Here is an 18,860-nt window from a genome sequence, read left to right on the forward strand (position 1 = left end):
CCACCCCCGCCAGCCCTCATGATGGGGACTGCCTAGGCGGGCATGTATAGTCATGCACTTAAGCGCGGCGTGCGTAAGTATAACTGGTCCTTAACATAGGAAAGAGAAGAGTCCTCAATGAAGCTCAGTTGAAAGAGATGATGGTGCCCGGCCAAGGTCAGCTTTTTGGACGCGTAATAAAGTTGGTCGGAGGAGATAACATCGTAGTGAAATGCACCGACGGCAAGGTAAGGACTTGCAGGATCAGAGGCAAGATAAAGCGCAGGATGTGGATCCGTGACAACGACTTGGTGCTTGTCGCGCCGTGGGATTTCCAGTCTGAAAGGGCAGACATCATCTGGCGCTACATCTCGGCGCACGCTGAGAAGATCAAGCAAGATGGTCATCTGGCAGGTCTTGATACATAATTATGTCATCATCACTATCTTTGGTGGGAAACACAAGAGACGGCGTTCCAGTAGTTTTGTTGAAGGAAGGGACTTCTGATACAAGGGGCAGAGATGCTCTTAGGAATAACATAGAGGCAGCAAAGATCATTGCGTCGATGCTAAGGTCTGTCCTTGGCCCACGCGGAATGGACAAGATGCTTGTAGACTCTACTGGAAATGTAACAATAACAAACGACGGAGCCACTATTCTAAAAGAAATGGACGTGCAGCATCCTGCGGCCAAGATGATGGTCGAAATAGCCAAAGCAGTGGACAATGAGGTTGGCGATGGGACCACTTCTTCGGTAATAATTGCCGGCGCCTTGCTGGAAAAAGCAGAAGAGCTAATCAAGCAAGGAATTCATCCAACCGTAATTGTTGATGGTTACCGCAAGGCAATGAGGCGGTCTATTGACATCCTGAACGAAATCGCCGAAGATGTAAACGTGGATGATCATGATGAGGTTCTTAGGGAGGTGGCAAGAACCAGTATGGAATCAAAAATCGTTTCTGTTGACAGCAATGTTCTTTCAGACCTTGCGGTAAAAGCCATACTTGCAGTGGCAGAAAAGCCAGGGCATATTGGAATCCAAAAGGAAGATGATGATAATAATAATAACTATTTCATGCCCGTAGATCTTGACAACGTAAAAGTACAAAGGAAACCGGGGGGTGCAATGTCTGATTCAAGCCTCATCGAAGGCATCATCGTTGACAAAGAAATCGCACACCCTGATATGCCGAGGGTGATTAAAGACGCCAAGATTCTTCTTCTAAATTCTCCATTAGAGATCGAAAAGACCGAATTTGAGGCCAAAATTAGCATAGACCGCCCAGAGCAGATGAAGATGTTCCTTGAAGAAGAAACCGCCATGATGAAAACGATGGTGGAGAAAATAGCAAACACAGGTGCGAATATCGTAATCTGCCAGAAAGGAATAGACGATGTGGCTCTAGGTTATCTGGCAAAGGCAAACATTTCAGCATTAAAGAGAGTGAAGGAATCAGACATCAACGCGTTGGCAAAAGCCACTGGTGCAAGGGCTGTTACAAATCTAGATGATCCATCCACAAACGATCTTGGATTTGCGCAGCTAGTCGAGGAAAGGAAGATAGAGACCGATAAATGGGTATTTGTCGAAAAATGCAAGAATCCTAAAGCAGTGTCGATACTTATCAGAGGTGGCTCTGAGAGAGTGGTTGAAGAAGCAGAACGGTCCGTGCACGACGCGCTCATGGTCGTAAAAGATGTCGTGCAGAAACCAGCGGTTGTTGCAGGAGGAGGATCTTCAGAGGCGTACATCGCACAGAAACTGAGGGCGTGGGCAACTGGCGTTTCGGGAAGAGAGCACTACGCTATCTTGGGATTTGCAGACGCCATCGAGTCGATTCCAATTGCATTGGCAGAAAATGCTGGTATGGACGTAATCGATATTCTTGCAGAAATGCACTCAAAGCAATTATCTGAAAACAATCCATGGATGGGGGTGGATGTAAAAGGATTAAAGCTTGCAAACATGAGCAAGAAAAATATCATAGAACCACTGGAGGTAAAAGAGCAGGTGTTAAAATCGGCTACAGAGACAGCCGCGATGCTATTAAGGATAGACGACATACTTTCGGCATCACACACTGATGGAGGGAGAGTGGGGCGATAATGATTTTTCTGCATATGCCGCCAGACAAGAAGAGATTTTATTCGGCTAACTGTAACTGAATTATCTTACGGCATTGGCACATGTGCACATGCACAGGGGCAGAGGCCGTACGGGGAGGAAAGACCTGGATTATCCATAGTGTGACATCGCTGCCTTCCCATCGGGCTTCATCTCTCTTTGTTTTCTGATTTTCTTTACTGCCTCCTCAAAGTGGCGCATAGTTATCTCTGCCTCGGATATGTGCTTCGTCGCCTCTGCGGGCGTAGGGTAATTTGCAAGATACTCCTGGACTACTATCGACACTGCCGTGTTTACTACGGCACTCACGTCCGCACCGCTAAACCCCTCTGTCAGGGTCGCAATCTGTTCCAGATTCATTTCAGGTCCCACATCTTTTCCCTTTGCGTGAATACGTAATATACTCAGTCTTGTCTTGCCATCGGGGTTTGGAACAAAGACTATTTTGTCGAATCTTCCAGGCCTTAACAAAGCCTTGTCGATCATATCAGGCCTGTTGGTGGCAGCTACCACGACTACGCCTTGAAGTTCATTGATGCCATCCAATTCCGTCAATATCTGCGATACTACTCCACCCCCACCGTTGGAACCTTCATGCCCCCTGGATGCGGCTATTGAGTCTATTTCGTCAAAAAAGATTATACATGGAGATGCCTGTCGGGCTCTGCGGAATATTTCGCGGATCCCTCTTTCAGATTCTCCCACCCATTTACTCATCAATTCCGGACCCCTTACGTTGATAAAGTTAGCTTCAGATTCTGTTGCCACCGCCTTGGCAAGCAGCGTCTTTCCAGTACCTGACGGTCCATAAAGGATGATGCCTCTTGGCACGCGGTAGCCAAGTGTCGAATAGAGGTCGGGATACTTTAACGGCCATTCTACTGCCTCTTGCAATTCTTGTTTTACCTCTTCGAGTCCGCCAATATCTTTCCAATTCACATCAGGAGAGTCCAAAAAGACCTCCCTCATTGCTGAGGGCATGACATCTTTTATGGATTGTTCAAAGTCCGCCTTGGTTATTATCAGCCGGCCGAGGTCTTCTGGGGATATCTTTTCATCCTCCAAGTCGAGCTCCGGCAACATTCTGCGCAGACATTTCATGGCCGCTTCTTTGCAGAGATACTCCAGGTCTGCACCAACAAACCCGTGAGTAACTGCCGCCACCTTGGATAGGTCCACGTCTTCATATAGTGGCATATTGTGGGCATGGATCTGGAGGATTTCCAGTCGGCCGCGCTTGTCTGGCACCCTGATCTCTATCTCTCTGTCAAACCTTCCGGGGCGCCTTAAGGCTGGATCCAACGCATTTTGCCTGTTGGTTGCGGCAATTACGATAACCTTTCCTCTTGTCTCAAGTCCGTCCATTAGAGACAGCATCTGAGAGACGACCCTTCTTTCAACTTCTCCCATTACTTCCTCTCTTTTTGGGGCAATCGAATCGATCTCGTCGATAAAGATGATAGAGGGCGCTTTGTCCTTTGCCTCCTTGAATATTTCCCTAACTCGAGCTTCTGATTCTCCGTAGAACTTGCTCATAATCTCAGGACCCGAGATGCTGAGAAAGTGCGCATTGGTCTCATTGGCTACTGCCTTGGCAAGCAATGTCTTGCCTGTTCCTGGTGGACCATAGAGCAGCACGCCCTTTGGAGCTTCGATGCCCAGTTTCTCGAATATCTCGGGGTGCCTGAGCGGGAGCTCTATCATCTCGCGGACCTTCTGGATCTCTTCCTTCAGGCCGCCGATGTCCTCGTACGTAACATGTGCGATTCCGCCCAGGGCCTTCTCGCCTGCTGTAATGTGGAATATTGTCCTTTTGTTAGAGAGAGTTGGAACAGATGCAGGTACGATGCTTATTACTTCAAAGGCAAGCCTTCCTCCAAAATATGGTACCGTAACCTTGTCGCCCTTAACAATTGGGAGATTGTCTAGTGCGTCTGTGAGATACCTTTCGTCAATCTCGGGTATGGATTCCATGGGAGCCAGTGTTACCTTCTCCGCAGGAACCGCCTTTACCTTTGTTATGGTTACCGCATCGCCTATTGCTACTCCGGAATTGTTTCTCGCCAGACCGTCTATTCTAATCACCTTCCTGCCTTCGTCGCTTGGGTAAAGGGGCATGCATTTGGCAACGATCAATCGCTTTCCCCCTGCAATCTCTATGATATCGCCTGCTGATGCATTAAGCGATTCTAGAGCTTCATAATCTATACGCGCAACCCCGCGCCCTACGTCCCTCGTATAAGCTTCAAGGATCTTTAACGATAGAGGATTTTTCTTCATAATAGTGATCATATAGATTGAACATGAACGAGTCCTTAAAGCCTTGTATTTGCAATCTAAGTTCAAGCAACTCCATTAGAACCCAAAGAATGCAAAATGATTCACTTAATTTCCAAGAACGATAGCGGTGTACTGGTTATTTATCCATAGCAGAGGCAACATCAAGGTACCAAAATATTTTGATGCTCTTCAGAATGTCAATCATCCTTTCATTGAGATCTGGGGCAAGTAGATATGAATGTAAGGGTTCATGCTACTATTCACGCAGGCATGATTATTTTTGTTACTAATGATAGTTTAACACATTTTCCTTTAAAGATATGACAAAAGGCAAGAACAACAATAGTTCAATTGAAGTCGCTCCTCGAACTCAGGATATTTACAGAAATGCCATTGTTATTAGCGAAGACTTTCCAACGGGGAAAATCCCTAAGGCAATCCTCACTCCATCTCTCTCTCTTTCCTGTTTAAATTTGTGTGCATAGTCCACGTTAGTATGCGGGCTATTATTTGATTGAGGAAGCATTAAGAGCAATGCGGGTCATCTAATATGCACATATGTCACAAACACAAACAGCAGCAACAAAATACAATGATGCCAATACAGACGCAAGAACAGCTCTACTGCGCACAGCAAACGTCGAAGAAAACCAGATTGCAACACTAGCAAAATCACGATTCGAGACTTTGCCAAAAGATGTGCAAGAAAAACTGAGTAGTAGTCCCGTTTCTTCAGCCTAGCCCAACCAAGAACCGGCAGCAATCAAGCTGCTACCGGTGTTATTTTCTTGATGTTGTGCAAAAAAAAAAACACATTCTTGATGTTCCCTAGCGCATGTTGTGCCGCCTACACGCAAGGCTGCAATTAATCTTGACTCTATCGAGTCCCCTTGATGCTACACTTTGGAAGTCTCGGTACGTCTGCTTATAAGCGAGATATGGTTAATGTATTGTGTACAATGATAACCTTTAGACAGAATATTCTAATTCAAATTTCTGCCGTTAGAGAAGCATCAAACATCGATGCGCGCGTTGCGATGCTGCAGACACTGAACAGTTCGTTACCTGAAGGAATACGACTGCGCTTGCCTTCAATGTTCACAAACGCCTATGTAAAAAGAGCTTTGGAAACTATTGAAGACAAATTCATCGATTCGATTTAGAGTAATAATAGGATACTGTGCAGTTTGGTTTGCCAGTTGCTATACATCTCGCTTTCCCAATGAAAATGACAAAGGAATTTGAGAAAATCCTTGTGGCAGTTGACGGATCTGATCAGTCAATGAGAGCGGTCGACATCGCTATATCGCTTGCAAAAAAATACGAGTCTGCATTGACCGCTCTTTACGTTATTCACATACCTTTTGGCGAAAGCCTCTATCCGCGTTCAGCTTGGCATAAGGACTTTATTGACGATATCAATAAAGATACTGGCGGGTGGTTTGCAGAAATCCAGAGGCGAGGAAAGGAAAATGGAGTTGAAATTAGCTCCGAAATGAAAGAGACTGCAGAATCGGTTCCAGCAGAAATAACAAGATATGCCAAAGAGGATAAGATTGACCTTATTGTGGTTGGTTCGAAAGGTAAGTCAGAGCTTGAGAAAATGTTCCTTGGCAGCGTTGCAGCAGGTGTACTGGCCTATGCGCCGTGTCCAGTACTGGTCGTAAGATGAATTGCATGCATCTCTATCTCGTTCATAGTTATTGCAACTTGATTATCTCGTCCCACGTCCCGGTTAGCGAGAACATGAAATACTTGTCGTGATCGCCCGACTCAAACTGTAGTATATCTCCAGCTGCAATCTGAGTCTTGAACACCCGGTTCAGGTATTGCATGAAGCTTGGCCCTGCAACTATGCTCTTGGCCTCATGCTCAAATGGCGGGTTGTAGTATTTTTTCAAAGTCTCCGCAAGTCCAATACTGCCGATTCGCTCGACTAAATCTGACAAATCAATGAAGGTTGAATTTCTCTTGTACACTCTAATTTTTGCCATTTACAAGATACATTCTCCTATGTCTTATAGAAAGATATCTGCAGAATATGGGCTTATCCAAGCCTTGACAGATTGCCTTTTATGAAAGGGTTCACATCATCAAATGAAAAGAAAATATGATGCGAGTTTGCAAATCATGTGGCAAAGAATTCCAAGACTTTACCGAAGGAATCATATATGCAACGTCGACACAAAGTCCGTTATATTTCTGTTCTGAACTTTGCTGCAAGAATTACTTGAACAAAACCGTAAAAGGGTGAGAGACACTCTTGTTATGGTTTGCTCAATATATCGACGGGAATACATCTACGATGTTTTTTTATTATTATTCCTAGTCCAACACCGCGTGTCCAGTAATCCTAATCAAGAATTCTCCATTCTCTATTGTGGCAAGTAACCGACTAGCCATTATCGTCGTCATCATCTTCCTTTTGCTTTTCTAATTCGTTGATTTTGTCCATCAGTTCAGTCTGATTTTTCTCTAGCGACTCCACCCTTTGCCTCAAGTTCTTGACTATCAGGCTTAATCTGCTGATTTCCATGACGGAGCTTGAAGTAAGTGCGTCTAGCTGGTCATATTCTCGTTCGTCCATATTTTTTACCTCTACTCTCCTAAGAGCATGTATCCTCCTATCCTCTTAAGCTTTGGCTTGCAGTTCTTTTTTGGCCGTTCGGAAGTGTGTGGCATATTCTTGGACATGACCAAGTGAAAAGAATTGGCAACCCTACAAGCGCCGCTCTCGGAGTTACAAATTGGTCCAGGATTGTTACGTTGGGCGAAAGCCCTTCCAGCAATGTGTGTATTGATTGTATGCAAACAAAAACTGCAACATCAGGCCATAGAATATTACAACATTGGTGCTCGGTGCAGCCTATGACTTGTCTTTTATGAACACGTCACCCTTTGCCTCCATTCCTTCTAGAAACAGTGAAACCCCTTACAGTCATTTTCATGGTGTAAGCTATCTGTTAGATGACAAGAAGCGAGAGCTATCCAAGAAGGCTAATCCTTCGCCATCTATTGCTTCATCAAAACATCTGCGACAGAAATCTTGGTCACCGATAAGACGCTGCTCGAAGGATAAAGCGTCGGAATTTATAGGGTTAAAGCATTGAATACAATCTTTCATAATTCCTCCAGCTTCTCCAGAACCTAATTAACAAGAAGCAGGTCACATGTAAGAGTCTTGTGCTTTTTCAGAATCTTATGCTCTAGTTGCCTTTTGTAGACGAGGAGGAGTACGGTCAGCTCCATGACGGTCGGCATTGGCAAAATCACTACCTGCCAAGTCCGCATTTGGGGCCGGAATGCAACATGGTACCTTTCAGCCTCACCGAGAAACAGGTGCAGCTTCACTGGGACTTCCCGCGCATTGCAGCGAAGCTTTTTTCTTCTCCCTTCCTCGTTGGCAGGTGCTCCTTCGAAGGAGCAAAAATTGCCAACCTTTAAAGTGTCAGGATGCGACCTATTCTCTTGTATATATATTGTCTTCAAGGTCTGAGATCAAACCATCGCATGAGCAGCCACTTCCCGAGGAGGGTGATATTGTAATTGCCACCATAAAGGATGTCACAGGTCATGGGGCCTATGTTAGCCTAGACGAATATGACGGGCTTACCGGCTTTCTGGGTATCAGAGAGGTTGCAACGGGGTGGGTACGTAATATTCAGAGATACATTAGGCCGAGGCAAAAGGCTGTTCTAAAAGTAATAAGGGTTAACAAGGCACGGGCAGAAGTTGACACATCTTTAAAGCAGGTTTCTGGGGAGGAAAGAAAAGAGAAACTCATTGAAATAAAGAAAAGCGAAAAGGCGTCTGGCTTTATGGACACTATCAAGGTCGTGGCAGGCCTGAATGATGCCCAACTGCAGCAAATCACAGACCTTGCCCTTCAAAAGTATGATGACCTCTATTCTCTATTTGAGACAGTTGCAATAAAGGGAATAGATTCCATCAAGAATCTCGGCTTTGATGCTAAAGTACTGGAGGCTATAGAAGGAGAGAGCAAAAAGATACAGGTTCCCCTTGTGGAGGTAAGGGGAATACTGGAGATTTCTTCTAAAAAACCTGATGGCATCGAGATAATAAAAAATATTCTGCTGGATGCTGAAAAAAGCAAGAGCGGAAGCAGCGGTGGGAGAGCCGAAATTAACATAGCGTACATCGGCGCGCCAAAATACCGACTTACAATCAAGGCAGAGAATTTCAAGATAGCAGAAAAGGCACTTACTAACGCCACTGAAAAGATAGAGAATGCAATGAGAAAGCATAATGGTACCTTTAGTTTTACACGCGAGGAATCAAAAAAGAAGGCATCGTCGGCAAATACAACAACATGACTATGACGGTGATGATGATGACGATGAGGAGGGAGCAACAAAATAAGGATCAAAAAAGGAGGAGCCGCAGAGATCCACGCGATCTTCTAATAATATCGCCCACGCGCTCGCTCACCGACTCCTGGCGGTGGCGGCAGTAGTAGTAATGATGTCAACGACAGCAGTATTTTCGGAAGCAATGTTGTGTTGGCAACGGCGTGGGTGAAAAGAAAAATAGTAGCATCATATACCGCGTCAATACTCCCTTTCTCTCTCTCTCTCTCTCTCTCTCTCTCTCTAGCTAGAAAAGCGGTTTTCATGCAATTGGCTAGTGCTATGTCTGTATCCATGGTTATGCCCGCGCTTGCAAAAGAATCCCTTTCTCAAGGGCCGTGTCCCGACTCTACCATCGCAGGACAGACATGTTGGCGCATAGGGTGCAATGACAGTAGTCGGAATGCCCGTATGGCCTTTGTGTCTAAGAATCCACCGTTCAGAAAAATCTTGCCATTGCAATTGAGTGCAGCAGTAATAGCAAATTCCATTATAGTAATCGAAAATCTCGGCACGAGCAAAGGTATCCAGTGATGATGATGGTGGTTCCTTTTGTTTCTGGCTTTTGCATTTTGTCGTTGTTGCTTCTTTTAGGCTGGTCATCGTTGGATCTCGCTCTGTTGCAAATGGCTACTACTGCCACTACTGCTGAAGTCGCGGCTCCATGCAGGCAGGTCAAGAAGTTTCTCCCGTTGCCATGTTGATAATGAATATGTGTATTTCATGCTACTAATGCGGAAAAAGATGTCAGCAATACGTCGTTTAGGGTAATTGATTGCCACTAGTTGTCGATAGAATGAGGTGCGCTGCGAAGCATTCACGAGGCTTCGTTATCTGTTCAAAATGGGAAGAAGAAGGGCAAGAGAGAGGCAGAGAGGGGCAAATGAAGGTTGATAAAAATGGACATGGATGCAATATCTGCACGTGCTCGTCTTCTCTCGTTCTATTTTTATTGCGGTACTATGGCTAATGGCGGTCTTGTGCCGGCCGGTGACGAGTATAGTAGTATATCTTCCTGTAAGCGCCTGTATACATATGTGACGAAAGAAGATTTAGCAGTCAGAAATTCAGTACCTTTCTAACACTAGCCCTGATCCTTCAAAGTATTTTGGGGCAAATACTGCCGCGTGATGGTGTTGCATATGATTTAGAAACCATTCTGCACGAACCTGAGAAGGCACCTTGTCAACTGGATAGGGACACATAAACAGACCGCCTTGGTAATCGTCAAAGAAGCGGGAGTGGATGGTACGTTCTACCAGCATGTTCGCCCTTGCATCATCCTCACTTTCTACTTCCTTTATAAATCGAGATACCAGCCTTATTGGGGGCTTTTTTCTCCCAACGATTTTGTTTTTTAGATTCTCTATTCCTCTTTCAAAGCCTGATGGGTCGTCGCGCGGATCGGATATTTTCAGGATGTGCAAAAAGCCTGCAGGCTCAAATTTGCTCACGTCAATCCCGTGTTTTATCATCTCTGTCCGAATCCTTTCAATATCGGCATCGCCTCCGTGGGTTGTATAGATGCAGTGCTGTGATTTTGCCAATCCATTTTTCAAAAAGGCATACTCTATCTCTCTTGCATATTCTTCGTCCTCGTAAAAGAGCGCAATATGCATTGGCTTGCTGTCTAGCGTCACTATGAAGTCTAGAGGATGAGTAATTGTTGTCGTCATTATATTTGATGAAGCCCTCCGTTATGACAAATAGCAAGAGGAGTTCGATGCGGTTCATCAATTGGTTTTTCGTAGGGGCACATGACAGTTATCGGCATAGAAAATTGCTGTATAGTATGATGCCATAGGTTTTCTATTTGCAAACACTCCTCAAATCGACCCTTGCTGAAGAGCCGGCCAGCAAAAGTGCCAACTATATTCAGTCCCGACATTTGCTTTTGGATGGCTCGCTGTTTCACTCGGTTCAAGCTATCTACGACTGGTTGAGATGATAACGATGATGAAGAGAAAGAATCTATGTCGCCATACAACTCGTCATGTGTCACTATGACTATGCTGTCATCGTCAGAGAAGCCCGTTGTACTTTTGCCATAATAATGATGACCCTCTGAAGAGTTCAAAAAAGATTCAAACAGACGTTTCTCATCTTCTGATATGACAAGCACATTTAGGCAATTATTCTGAACTCCTCGCTGAAGGAAGGTAACAAGTAGAGTTGGAAACTCATCCTTGCGAGTGTAACTCATGGTAAAATGGTCCCTATCCCGAGCGTTGTGGAGGATTGCAATAGGGTCGTTTCTCTTGAGTATTTTTTCTACAAGAGTAGACAAGTCCCCCGTTTGAGAATATTGGAAATTATTGTTATTATAGTCGTTTGGAAGTGAGAAGGCTGCCAAGAGTTTATTTCCCGCCTTCTCCATCAAGGGGGCTGCGCTGTCCTTAAAAGTTTGATGAAGAGAATCTTCCAGAACTCTGACATTGCCCACTACCGTTTCAGGATGGGAAAAGTCTATGCCGGTCCTACTCTGGATATGCAATGCAATTACTTCGTATATCGTAGCGCCTAGAGATGCCCTAAGAGTGGACCTGATGGTGTCTGCAATTTTCAGATCAGGTTGCAATCGATGACGTCCAGAAGCGGCTCCGACAGACTAAAATTTCTTTTTGATTTGAGATTCTTGCTCTATCTTCCGGGAATTTCAATTGTATCTTAAAAAGGCTCATCTTTACGCTCCATTGAGCTGGAGACACAACAGGATTTAAAGCAAGCACTATAGTGTGTAATGCGAATGCTGTTTTGTTTTTAACCAAAATTCTGCAACATCTCTGATCACTTATTGTTGCGCTAATTGTGAGGCATCCTTTACGGCAGGAGATGTTCTCTTAGATGGCAATTGAGCGGCAAGCGATTCTTCAACCTCTGCTTTCCCGGTAAAATACATCCGTTCCTTCGCCCAGTACCGCCTTGTTGTCCTTTAGCCTGATGGAGCATCCATATCCCTTCAGCAGTTTCACATTGTAATGGTTCTTCTTGCCTAGAAGTGTCAAGTTATTTTTCGCGGCAGCTGGCCAAAATAATACTCCAGCCACTGAGCTTTAGCTTTTACGAGGCCGCGCGGATTTTCACGCTCAACGTGAGGGATACTATTTTTACTCCTTGTCGATAAAAGGGAACGCCCCATTTTCACGCTAAGTTGTGCCGCTTTTTGCATGGCCCAAAATGGGTTGTACACAGGCCGAAATACCGCTGATGTGGCAGTAGTTAGCTGGCCGTAAAAAGGCCAAAGAATTAATTTCGCCTTCATTTGACTATTCGGCAAGAGAACCAAAATCTTTTAAGAAATATTGGCATTCTCAACGATTATGATACGCACCCCTTTGTGCGATGTCCTGAACATTCAATATCCTATCATACAAGCAGCCATAGCGCCTTACACTACGGCGGAATTAGTGTCAGCGGTGTCAAATGCAGGAGGAATGGGAAGCATCGGGAGCGCCTTGCGTTCTATGGATGATCTGAGAATGCAGGTTGCCAGAACTAAAGAGTTAACTAGTCGTCCGTTTGCAATCAACTTTACAATAACGACATTTAACGAAGATATTTTCAATTACGTCGTAAGTGAAGCAAAGCCACGCATTGTGTCTTCTGCTCTGGGAAATCCAAAAGAATTGGTCAAAAGGGTGCATGACGCTGGTCTCCTATTCATGCATCAAGTACATACGGTAAAACAAGCACGTCAAGCGGCAGAATTAGGAGTAGACGTTATTATTGCGCAAGGCAGCGAGGCAGGCGGTTTTACCGGCAATGTAAGCTCACTTTCATTAGTGCCACAAGTCGTTGATGCCGTGGCCGATAAGAAAATACCGGTCATTGCTGCTGGAGGGATTGCGGACGGAAGAGGTCTAGCTGCAGCTTTGATGTTGGGCGCACAGGGTGTAAATATGGGGACACGATTCCTGGCATCGTCCGAAGCCTCACTCGTTGGCCCAGAATGGCAGAAGCAAATAATTTCAGCAGAATCAGAAGATGCAATTAAAGTAAACTTCCTTGACTCTGTCTTTCCTGTTGCAAACCCCGATGCGTATGGCGAGATCGCTCCACGTGCACTACGTACTCGATTCATAGAAGAATGGAATATAAAATCTGGCGAAGCAAAATCACAGGCTCCACAGTTAAGAAGTACGATATTAACTGGCATAAAGGAAGGAAGGAGCCACGAACTTGTACCCTTCTCAGGACAGTCGGCAGGACTAATTCGGAATGTTCTTCCAGCAAAGGAGATCATTACCAATATAATGAATGAGGCTGAAGAAAGAATCAGGTCATTGAAGGCAAATGCATTATCATAGCTGAAATAAAAGCCCGTCGTCACAGCCATCATACATCTCCAATGTTCTTTCTTTAGGCCAAAAAGCAGGCAGGATCGTGCATAAAAACGGAAACTCTTTTTCTACACAAAGACCACGGCGCAATATCATTCGTCGATTCCTTATATTCTTCGAATACCAATAGTTCGATAAGTTATGACCGCTAATTTACCTGCTACGAAATCCGTCGAGGTCAACGGTACCAGACTGCATTATGTAGAGTTGGGATCTGACAACAAGCAATCAGTAGTTTTCGTGCATGGAGCTGTGGCTGATTATAGGATTTGGCAGGGACAGATTGAGCCTTTCTCTCATCATTACAGAGTCATAGCATACAGCAGGCGGCATAACTATCCAAATGAGTTTCAGGAGGGATTCCAATACACTGCCGATAACGATGGAATCACACAGTTTGCTTCAGACTTGGCTGAGCTTATACGCAACCTCAATCTTGCTCCGGCCCATCTAGTGGGTCACTCTGATGGGGGATTTACAACCTTGCTTTCTGCATGCAAAAATCCAGAATTGGTAGGATCATTAGTGCTTGGCGAACCCCCTGCGATTCCACTAGTCTTCAAGAGTAATGACAAGAAAGATGTACAGCTAGCGCAAGCATTAGTCGATAATGTATTGAAACCGGCTGGAGAAGCGATGGCAAAAGGAGATTTCGAAAAGGGTGTGCGAATATTCATAGACGGAGTAATGTCAAAGGGCTTCTTTGACCAGCTTCCTCCTCCAGTAAGAACATCAATGGTAAGTAACGCTCCGGGGTTTCTAAAACAGCTGCCAAATCCAATGCCCTCAGGTCTTAGTGTCAACGACCTGGATCGTGCGTCCCTTGTGCCGACCTTATTCGTAAGAGGAGAATTAAGTCCAGAGTTTTTCCAAAGGGCTACAGAGATTATCAAATCCCGTATGAAAAGGTCAGAGGAGGTCTTTATCGAGGGTGCAACGCATGAACTTGGAATAATGACGCAGCCGCAGACGTTCAATTCTAAGGTTCTGGAATTTCTACAAAAGAACTGACATCTCCAGAATTACGATTAGTTTCGAGATAAAAGGTGTCGAGCCAAACTGTTCCATCATTATTCCACTATAACAGATAGTGGCACAAAAACGAGCGTGGAAGGAGGAGTTCCCTTTTTGCTCATCAGCTAAGAACTCATTGGGGTTGGAACCCAATATTTGGGATGAAACCCTTTGACCCTTTATTCTTCATCATTATGGTCCGATAACAATAATGCTACGAAGCGACGATGATGCCGCCTCAGGTGGGTGGGGCGGAGTCAATCTTGCCTCTAAACTCCTGCATAACATAAGGTCGTTTGTTTTCATATATGACAAGGGCATTATCTGCAGGATCGCGGAACGTGCAGCATGGACCGGGAGGAATTTCAACCCTGCTTTCTTCCTTCCAGCCTCTTGATTTTAGTTGTCTGGCTGCGTTTTCAAGGTTCTCCACCTGATATATCAACATCACATCATTCTTTTTGATGTGATCCGCAAGTAGAACATATGGCCTCTTTTCGTCCTTTGAAAGTTCAATACATGCAACCCAAACTCCGTAGGCATGTATTTTCCATAGCAGTTTGCCTCCAAGCACTTGTGTGTAGTATTTCACCGAAGACTCGATATCAGGCGCAGGAACATACAAAAAGTCAAGGGACTTGAACATCATCATCTTCCTTACTGCAGAGATTGAAATGAACTTTTAGGGAGGGGAAACGGATCAAATGGAGACTGCCAAAGACCCAAAAAGAGCCAATCGATAGAACCCCTAATTTTCAAAGGTCTAGTCCCTGTATGGAGATAGAACCCTAAATACAAAAAATAAAAAGGCATTGGAGACTGAAGTAATCAGAGTGAACAAGGACACATTAGATTCTGGCCCCAAGTTTATGAGCAAATACCACTTCGATTTCCTCCTTTCGGCAGGCTGTAAAAAAACAAGGCGACAACGGCATACGACGCTTACGGCGAAAGGAATCTTCGACTTTGGCAGCCCAAGAAGAAGATAATGATGTACCTACTTGACAGGATCAGAAAATCGACTGAGAAAGTCAAGTCTGATGTATGCGAGATTGATGTGCTTGAGTTCTCGGAAGGTGTGATGACGAGATGAAATCAGAGAATCTTGTCATAAACCAGATACAATGAGAGATTAGCTTGGCAGTTTAGTTATTATTATTATTTTTTTTATTGCTATTCGAATTCGCGTTGGTGTGCTGCTTTGACATGTACTTTGAGAAAGTCTGACAATGGTCCTTTGATTTCTTTAACATTCTGTTTAAACAATACCATTTCTGCCGCCTCCGCCGCCACAAAAGCCGTCCCAGATACTTCCTTTCCTTCCTTCTTCCTGCAATAGATATTTGCTTTCCATCTTTCATCATCAAGCTTTGGAAAGTCAGATCTATGGTGGGCTCCTCTGCTCTCTTGTCGCATCAAGGCACTTCTGATTATGGCCTCGCAAGCAACCAGAGATGACTTTACCTGCAGGGTCATAACAATATTTTCAGAATTATTGTCATCAACTTTGGATACTTCTACAATGTTGTCTTTGGAATAAAACTTGTCCTTTAATTCCAAAATTCCTTTCAATCCATTTTGGAGTCTTGTCTCTTCTCTTATTATTCCTGCATTCTGTTTCATTATCTCTTGTATTTCGTTATGAAATTTAATTGGTTCTTTAACTACAAAGATTATTCCTTCATCATGATAATTATCGTCGTCATTAGTTTTCTTTGCATCTTCTCTTCCTCCTTCTCCCGCGACGCCTTCTTTTTGTTGCTTTGCTAGTCTTGCCGCTTCCTCACCAGCAATTTTTCCAAAAACCATTGTGTCTAGCAAGCTATTTCCACCTAAACGATTAGCGCCATGAATCTGACTTATTACTTCTCCAACAGCAAATAAACCCCTAATCCTCGTTCTGCACTTTATGTCTGCTACGACTCCACCCATAGAATAGTGTGCAGTGGGCGCAACCTCCATTTTCTCCTTGGATATATCAATTCCATCAAGTTCTAGGAATTGTTGATACATCGTGGGAAGCCTGTCTTGAATTACTTCCTTTCGTAGATGAGTAACATCTAACCAAACTCCACCGTGCTCCGTACCTCTTCCAGAAATTATTTCATTATAATTAGCACGAGCCACCACATCACGTGGTGCTAGCTCCATTCTTTCAGGATCATAATTCTTCATAAACCTCTCACCTTTTGAATTTAACAAAATGCCTCCTTCACCACGTATTGCTTCTGTGGCCAGCACGCCCACTGCTTTTTCGGGCCAAACCATTCCAGTAGGATGGAACTGCACCATCTCCATATCTACTAGATCTACACCTGCTTCATATGCTAAAGCTACGCCTTCTCCGTAGTTTTCAAAAAGCCTGGAACTGCTGACCGGGTAGACCCGTGTGTATCCGCCGGCTGCAATGACTAAAGATTTGCATACAAATCTTACAAGCCCTTTATTTTCGATATCTATGCCAAGTGCTCCATTTACTTCACCATGATAATCATCATCGTCATTTCCATCATCATTATTACTACTATCGTTTGACTTTAATAATTTCGTAATGTAAACATTGTCTATCATTTTGATTTTCCGCTGATTTACTTGCTCCATCAACACCCGAATTATTTCCTGGCCCGTCGAATCTCCGTAAAATACAGTCCTTCTATATGTGTGAGCTCCAAAAAACCGCTGCGTTAGCCTGCCATCTTTTTCTCTGTGAAATCTGGCACCCCAGTTTACTAGTTCCATTATGGCGTCGGGTGCATTTTTGCAAAGTACCTCGACTTTTTCATAGTCAGCAATGAACTCGCCTTCCCTCAGTGTGTCACTTGCATGTACCATCCAGTTATCTTCCGGATCCATGGTGCCAAGCGCCGCATTGATGCCTCCTCTTGCAAGTGTTGTATGAGGATCACCTCTTTTACTTCTACTAACTATGAGGACATTGGTGCCAGCATCATGAGCTGCAATTGCAGCTCGAAGACCCGCAGACCCGCCACCTAGAACTAAAACATCGCATAGAAAGTAGTTCGATTCTTTTTTAGCATGATCCGCCATTTTTTGTGGATCAAGTCATCTTCAGCAAAGTGTTATTTAACTACGAGAGCTCACAGCTTCGAGGAAAAAGTAATGAAACCAAAAAGCTATTATTATCATTGATCTGAGATTGATAACAACACTGGCAGATTGACTAGTGCAAACACGAAAATCAACTATCATAACGGATCAGCTTGGAAAGGATGATTTGATATCTCTGATCCGATATTGAACAAGGGGACAGCTTCTACGAACGAGAAGCGAGCCGCATTTAACCTGCACGGGTGGTTGTTGCCGCCGGCGGTTAAGACACTAGAACAAAAATGCCATTTTTCAATCGTTGAAGAAGAAGAGTTAGCACGCGCGAAATGTTAAAGATCGCCTTAAAAACGATGGTGCCGTTGTTCCAATATATCGAAGGAGGTACAATAGTAGATAGACATGGTAGACAACCTGAAAAAAATATGCAATGAGATACTATCACTCGACAAGTCAATTCGCTTTGCAGGCATCACAAACAAGATGGGAAAGGTAGTCGCTCATCAGTTCAGGGAAGGCGTGACTCCAATGCTTACATTTGAAGAGCTGGAAGGTTCTGCCATAAAATCCGTGCTTCGTATGAAGACAAGAGAGGATTACGAAGCAAAGCTGGGAAGAGCCGTGTACACATTCACTTTGTATGACAAGGTGAAGAGGGCATCTATTCCATTGCAACACGAGGACTATGCTCTTCTAATAGCATCATTTGAAAAAGATGCCTCTCATGAAAGCATAATACTGTCAAAGATATTGCCTGTTTTACAGAACGAAGGGCTTATCAAGAGGCATCATCAGTAAAACAAGCCTTCCAGAAAATACGCATTGAGTTTCTTCTTCATCCACTCGTATAACTGAGTGGCGGGGGCATACGGCCAAATGCAAAGTTCGTCGAACTTCCGCCTGTGTACTTGCTCACTTGGGATATTTTTTGTGAATTCCCAACCGACAGTAGAGGAGACATCGTACTGGCGCACAAGATGCGGGCATCAGGACAAGGCGACCGCCCGCTGCCAACCCTTTATGTCCACCTCTCTGTTCCTTGGACCGTAAATAGTGGTGTTGTGCGTAGGGTATTTCTTCTTGGCGTCAGCAGCCTCTTGGTAGGTGTCAAAGTGCCCAATCAGGGTAAGCGCATCATCCTCATCCTGTATGGACCATGGGTCAATTCGGACAAGGTTGTATCCTCTCCTTGGAGTCAAAGCGTTCATTTGTTCATACATCCTATTGACAAGCGTCTTCTTTTTCCTCCCTCCGTTATTGTTATCAGGCTCCTCCCAATCTCTCATGTCTACCTCGCTCCCACGAGTTCGCCTTGATTCTATAATATTCGGAGATTGAGTATATCGGAATTAATTCCATTTTGTATCGAAAAGATGAATACTAAAGGCAACAGCCCGCCCGCCCTCTGCACCCCTCGTTGGCATATGTATGTGTGTAGGCAGAACGGAAGAAAGGGAAGAGCAATAGTTTCAAAAGTGATTAATGCATAAGTCATGATGATATCATGTCACCAGCAACAAAGAGCTTTGACACAGAAGAGATGAAAGAGAATCTTGAATTCGTGGTGATTCACTTGGCAGAGCATGCAGACTTTAGAGGAGAAATAAAGGAGCTTGACAAGGACTGTGTTATTTGTCAGCACTATTTCTCAGATGAGCTGTCTGAGCACCGAGTTTAAGAAGCTTGTAT

At 44.4% G+C, this 18,860-nt stretch carries 17 protein-coding genes; 8 read left to right on the top strand and 9 right to left on the bottom strand.

Translation table 11 applies throughout. The annotated features are described in order from the left end of the window. Positions 1 to 95: 95 nt before the first annotated feature. Both NTE_RS02215 and thsB read left to right on the top strand, forming a co-directional pair. Positions 96 to 407 (top strand): translation initiation factor eIF-1A, encoded by a 312-nt coding sequence (locus tag NTE_RS02215; protein ID WP_148699544.1) that lies wholly within the window; start codon positions 96 to 98, stop codon positions 405 to 407. Positions 408 to 409: 2 nt separating this feature from the next. Further along, complete coding sequence (thsB, locus tag NTE_RS02220; protein ID WP_148699545.1) at positions 410 to 2,086, top strand: thermosome subunit beta; 1,677 nt, start codon at positions 410 to 412, stop codon at positions 2,084 to 2,086. Between the two features lie 129 nt (positions 2,087 to 2,215). On the opposite strand, the gene NTE_RS02225 is transcribed toward thsB, so the two are convergent. Further along, positions 2,216 to 4,384: a CDC48 family AAA ATPase gene (locus NTE_RS02225; RefSeq protein ID WP_148699546.1), complete on the bottom strand. Its 2,169-nt coding sequence runs from the start codon at positions 4,382 to 4,384 to the stop codon at positions 2,216 to 2,218. A 1,228-nt stretch (positions 4,385 to 5,612) separates the two neighbouring features. On the opposite strand from NTE_RS02225, the gene NTE_RS02230 reads away from it, so the two are divergent. After that, complete coding sequence (locus NTE_RS02230) at positions 5,613 to 6,056, top strand: universal stress protein (RefSeq protein WP_158385010.1); 444 nt, start codon at positions 5,613 to 5,615, stop codon at positions 6,054 to 6,056. 28 nt (positions 6,057 to 6,084) lie between these two features. Here the strand turns inward: NTE_RS02230 and NTE_RS02235 are convergent, their stop codons facing one another. Next, positions 6,085 to 6,378, bottom strand: a complete 294-nt coding sequence (locus NTE_RS02235; RefSeq protein ID WP_148699548.1) for a hypothetical protein — start codon at positions 6,376 to 6,378, stop codon at positions 6,085 to 6,087. A gap of 401 nt (positions 6,379 to 6,779) precedes the next feature. After that, a complete protein-coding gene (locus NTE_RS02240; protein WP_148699549.1) occupies positions 6,780 to 6,971 on the bottom strand; it encodes a hypothetical protein in 192 nt (63 codons plus the stop codon). 892 nt (positions 6,972 to 7,863) lie between these two features. Between NTE_RS02240 and NTE_RS02245 the strand changes: the two genes are divergently transcribed. After that, entirely contained in the window at positions 7,864 to 8,718 is an 855-nt protein-coding gene (locus tag NTE_RS02245) for a translation initiation factor IF-2 subunit alpha (protein WP_226987123.1), read from the top strand. Positions 8,719 to 9,818: 1,100 nt separating this feature from the next. Here NTE_RS02245 and NTE_RS02250 read toward each other — a convergent pair. The 3 genes from NTE_RS02250 to NTE_RS17250 all read right to left on the bottom strand — a co-directional run bounded on the left by NTE_RS02250 (position 9,819) and on the right by NTE_RS17250 (position 11,756). Beyond that, on the bottom strand, positions 9,819 to 10,427 hold the full coding sequence (locus NTE_RS02250) for an MEDS domain-containing protein (RefSeq protein WP_148699550.1): 609 nt from the start codon (positions 10,425 to 10,427) through the stop codon (positions 9,819 to 9,821). After that, positions 10,427 to 11,329: an MEDS domain-containing protein gene (locus NTE_RS02255; RefSeq protein ID WP_148699551.1), complete on the bottom strand. Its 903-nt coding sequence runs from the start codon at positions 11,327 to 11,329 to the stop codon at positions 10,427 to 10,429. Before NTE_RS02255 ends, NTE_RS02250 begins: the two co-directional genes overlap by 1 nt. A gap of 292 nt (positions 11,330 to 11,621) precedes the next feature. Continuing rightward, positions 11,622 to 11,756 (bottom strand): hypothetical protein, encoded by a 135-nt coding sequence (locus NTE_RS17250; RefSeq protein ID WP_264357935.1) that lies wholly within the window; start codon positions 11,754 to 11,756, stop codon positions 11,622 to 11,624. A gap of 315 nt (positions 11,757 to 12,071) precedes the next feature. Here NTE_RS17250 and NTE_RS02260 point away from each other — a divergent pair, with 315 nt between their 5' ends. Both NTE_RS02260 and NTE_RS02265 read left to right on the top strand, forming a co-directional pair. Further along, positions 12,072 to 13,058: an NAD(P)H-dependent flavin oxidoreductase gene (locus NTE_RS02260; RefSeq protein ID WP_148699552.1), complete on the top strand. Its 987-nt coding sequence runs from the start codon at positions 12,072 to 12,074 to the stop codon at positions 13,056 to 13,058. A gap of 240 nt (positions 13,059 to 13,298) precedes the next feature. Further along, positions 13,299 to 14,102: an alpha/beta fold hydrolase gene (locus NTE_RS02265; protein WP_158385014.1), complete on the top strand. Its 804-nt coding sequence runs from the start codon at positions 13,299 to 13,301 to the stop codon at positions 14,100 to 14,102. 241 nt (positions 14,103 to 14,343) lie between these two features. Here the strand turns inward: NTE_RS02265 and NTE_RS02270 are convergent, their stop codons facing one another. Continuing rightward, on the bottom strand, positions 14,344 to 14,757 hold the full coding sequence (locus tag NTE_RS02270; protein WP_148699554.1) for a VOC family protein: 414 nt from the start codon (positions 14,755 to 14,757) through the stop codon (positions 14,344 to 14,346). Between the two features lie 521 nt (positions 14,758 to 15,278). Further along, positions 15,279 to 17,153, bottom strand: coding sequence for an FAD-binding protein (locus NTE_RS02275; RefSeq protein ID WP_148699555.1), 1,875 nt, complete (start codon positions 17,151 to 17,153; stop codon positions 15,279 to 15,281). A 420-nt stretch (positions 17,154 to 17,573) separates the two neighbouring features. Between NTE_RS02275 and NTE_RS02280 the strand changes: the two genes are divergently transcribed. Then, positions 17,574 to 17,969, top strand: coding sequence for a hypothetical protein (locus NTE_RS02280; RefSeq protein ID WP_226987124.1), 396 nt, complete (start codon positions 17,574 to 17,576; stop codon positions 17,967 to 17,969). Between the two features lie 188 nt (positions 17,970 to 18,157). On the opposite strand, the gene NTE_RS02285 is transcribed toward NTE_RS02280, so the two are convergent. Beyond that, on the bottom strand, positions 18,158 to 18,457 hold the full coding sequence (locus NTE_RS02285; RefSeq protein ID WP_148699556.1) for a hypothetical protein: 300 nt from the start codon (positions 18,455 to 18,457) through the stop codon (positions 18,158 to 18,160). 218 nt (positions 18,458 to 18,675) lie between these two features. On the opposite strand from NTE_RS02285, the gene NTE_RS16265 reads away from it, so the two are divergent. Further along, entirely contained in the window at positions 18,676 to 18,849 is a 174-nt protein-coding gene (locus tag NTE_RS16265) for a hypothetical protein (protein WP_158385016.1), read from the top strand. Positions 18,850 to 18,860 lie beyond the last annotated feature (11 nt).

This window comes from Candidatus Nitrososphaera evergladensis SR1 (assembly GCF_000730285.1).
GTDB classification, from domain to species: Archaea; Thermoproteota; Nitrososphaeria; order Nitrososphaerales; family Nitrososphaeraceae; genus Nitrososphaera; species Nitrososphaera evergladensis.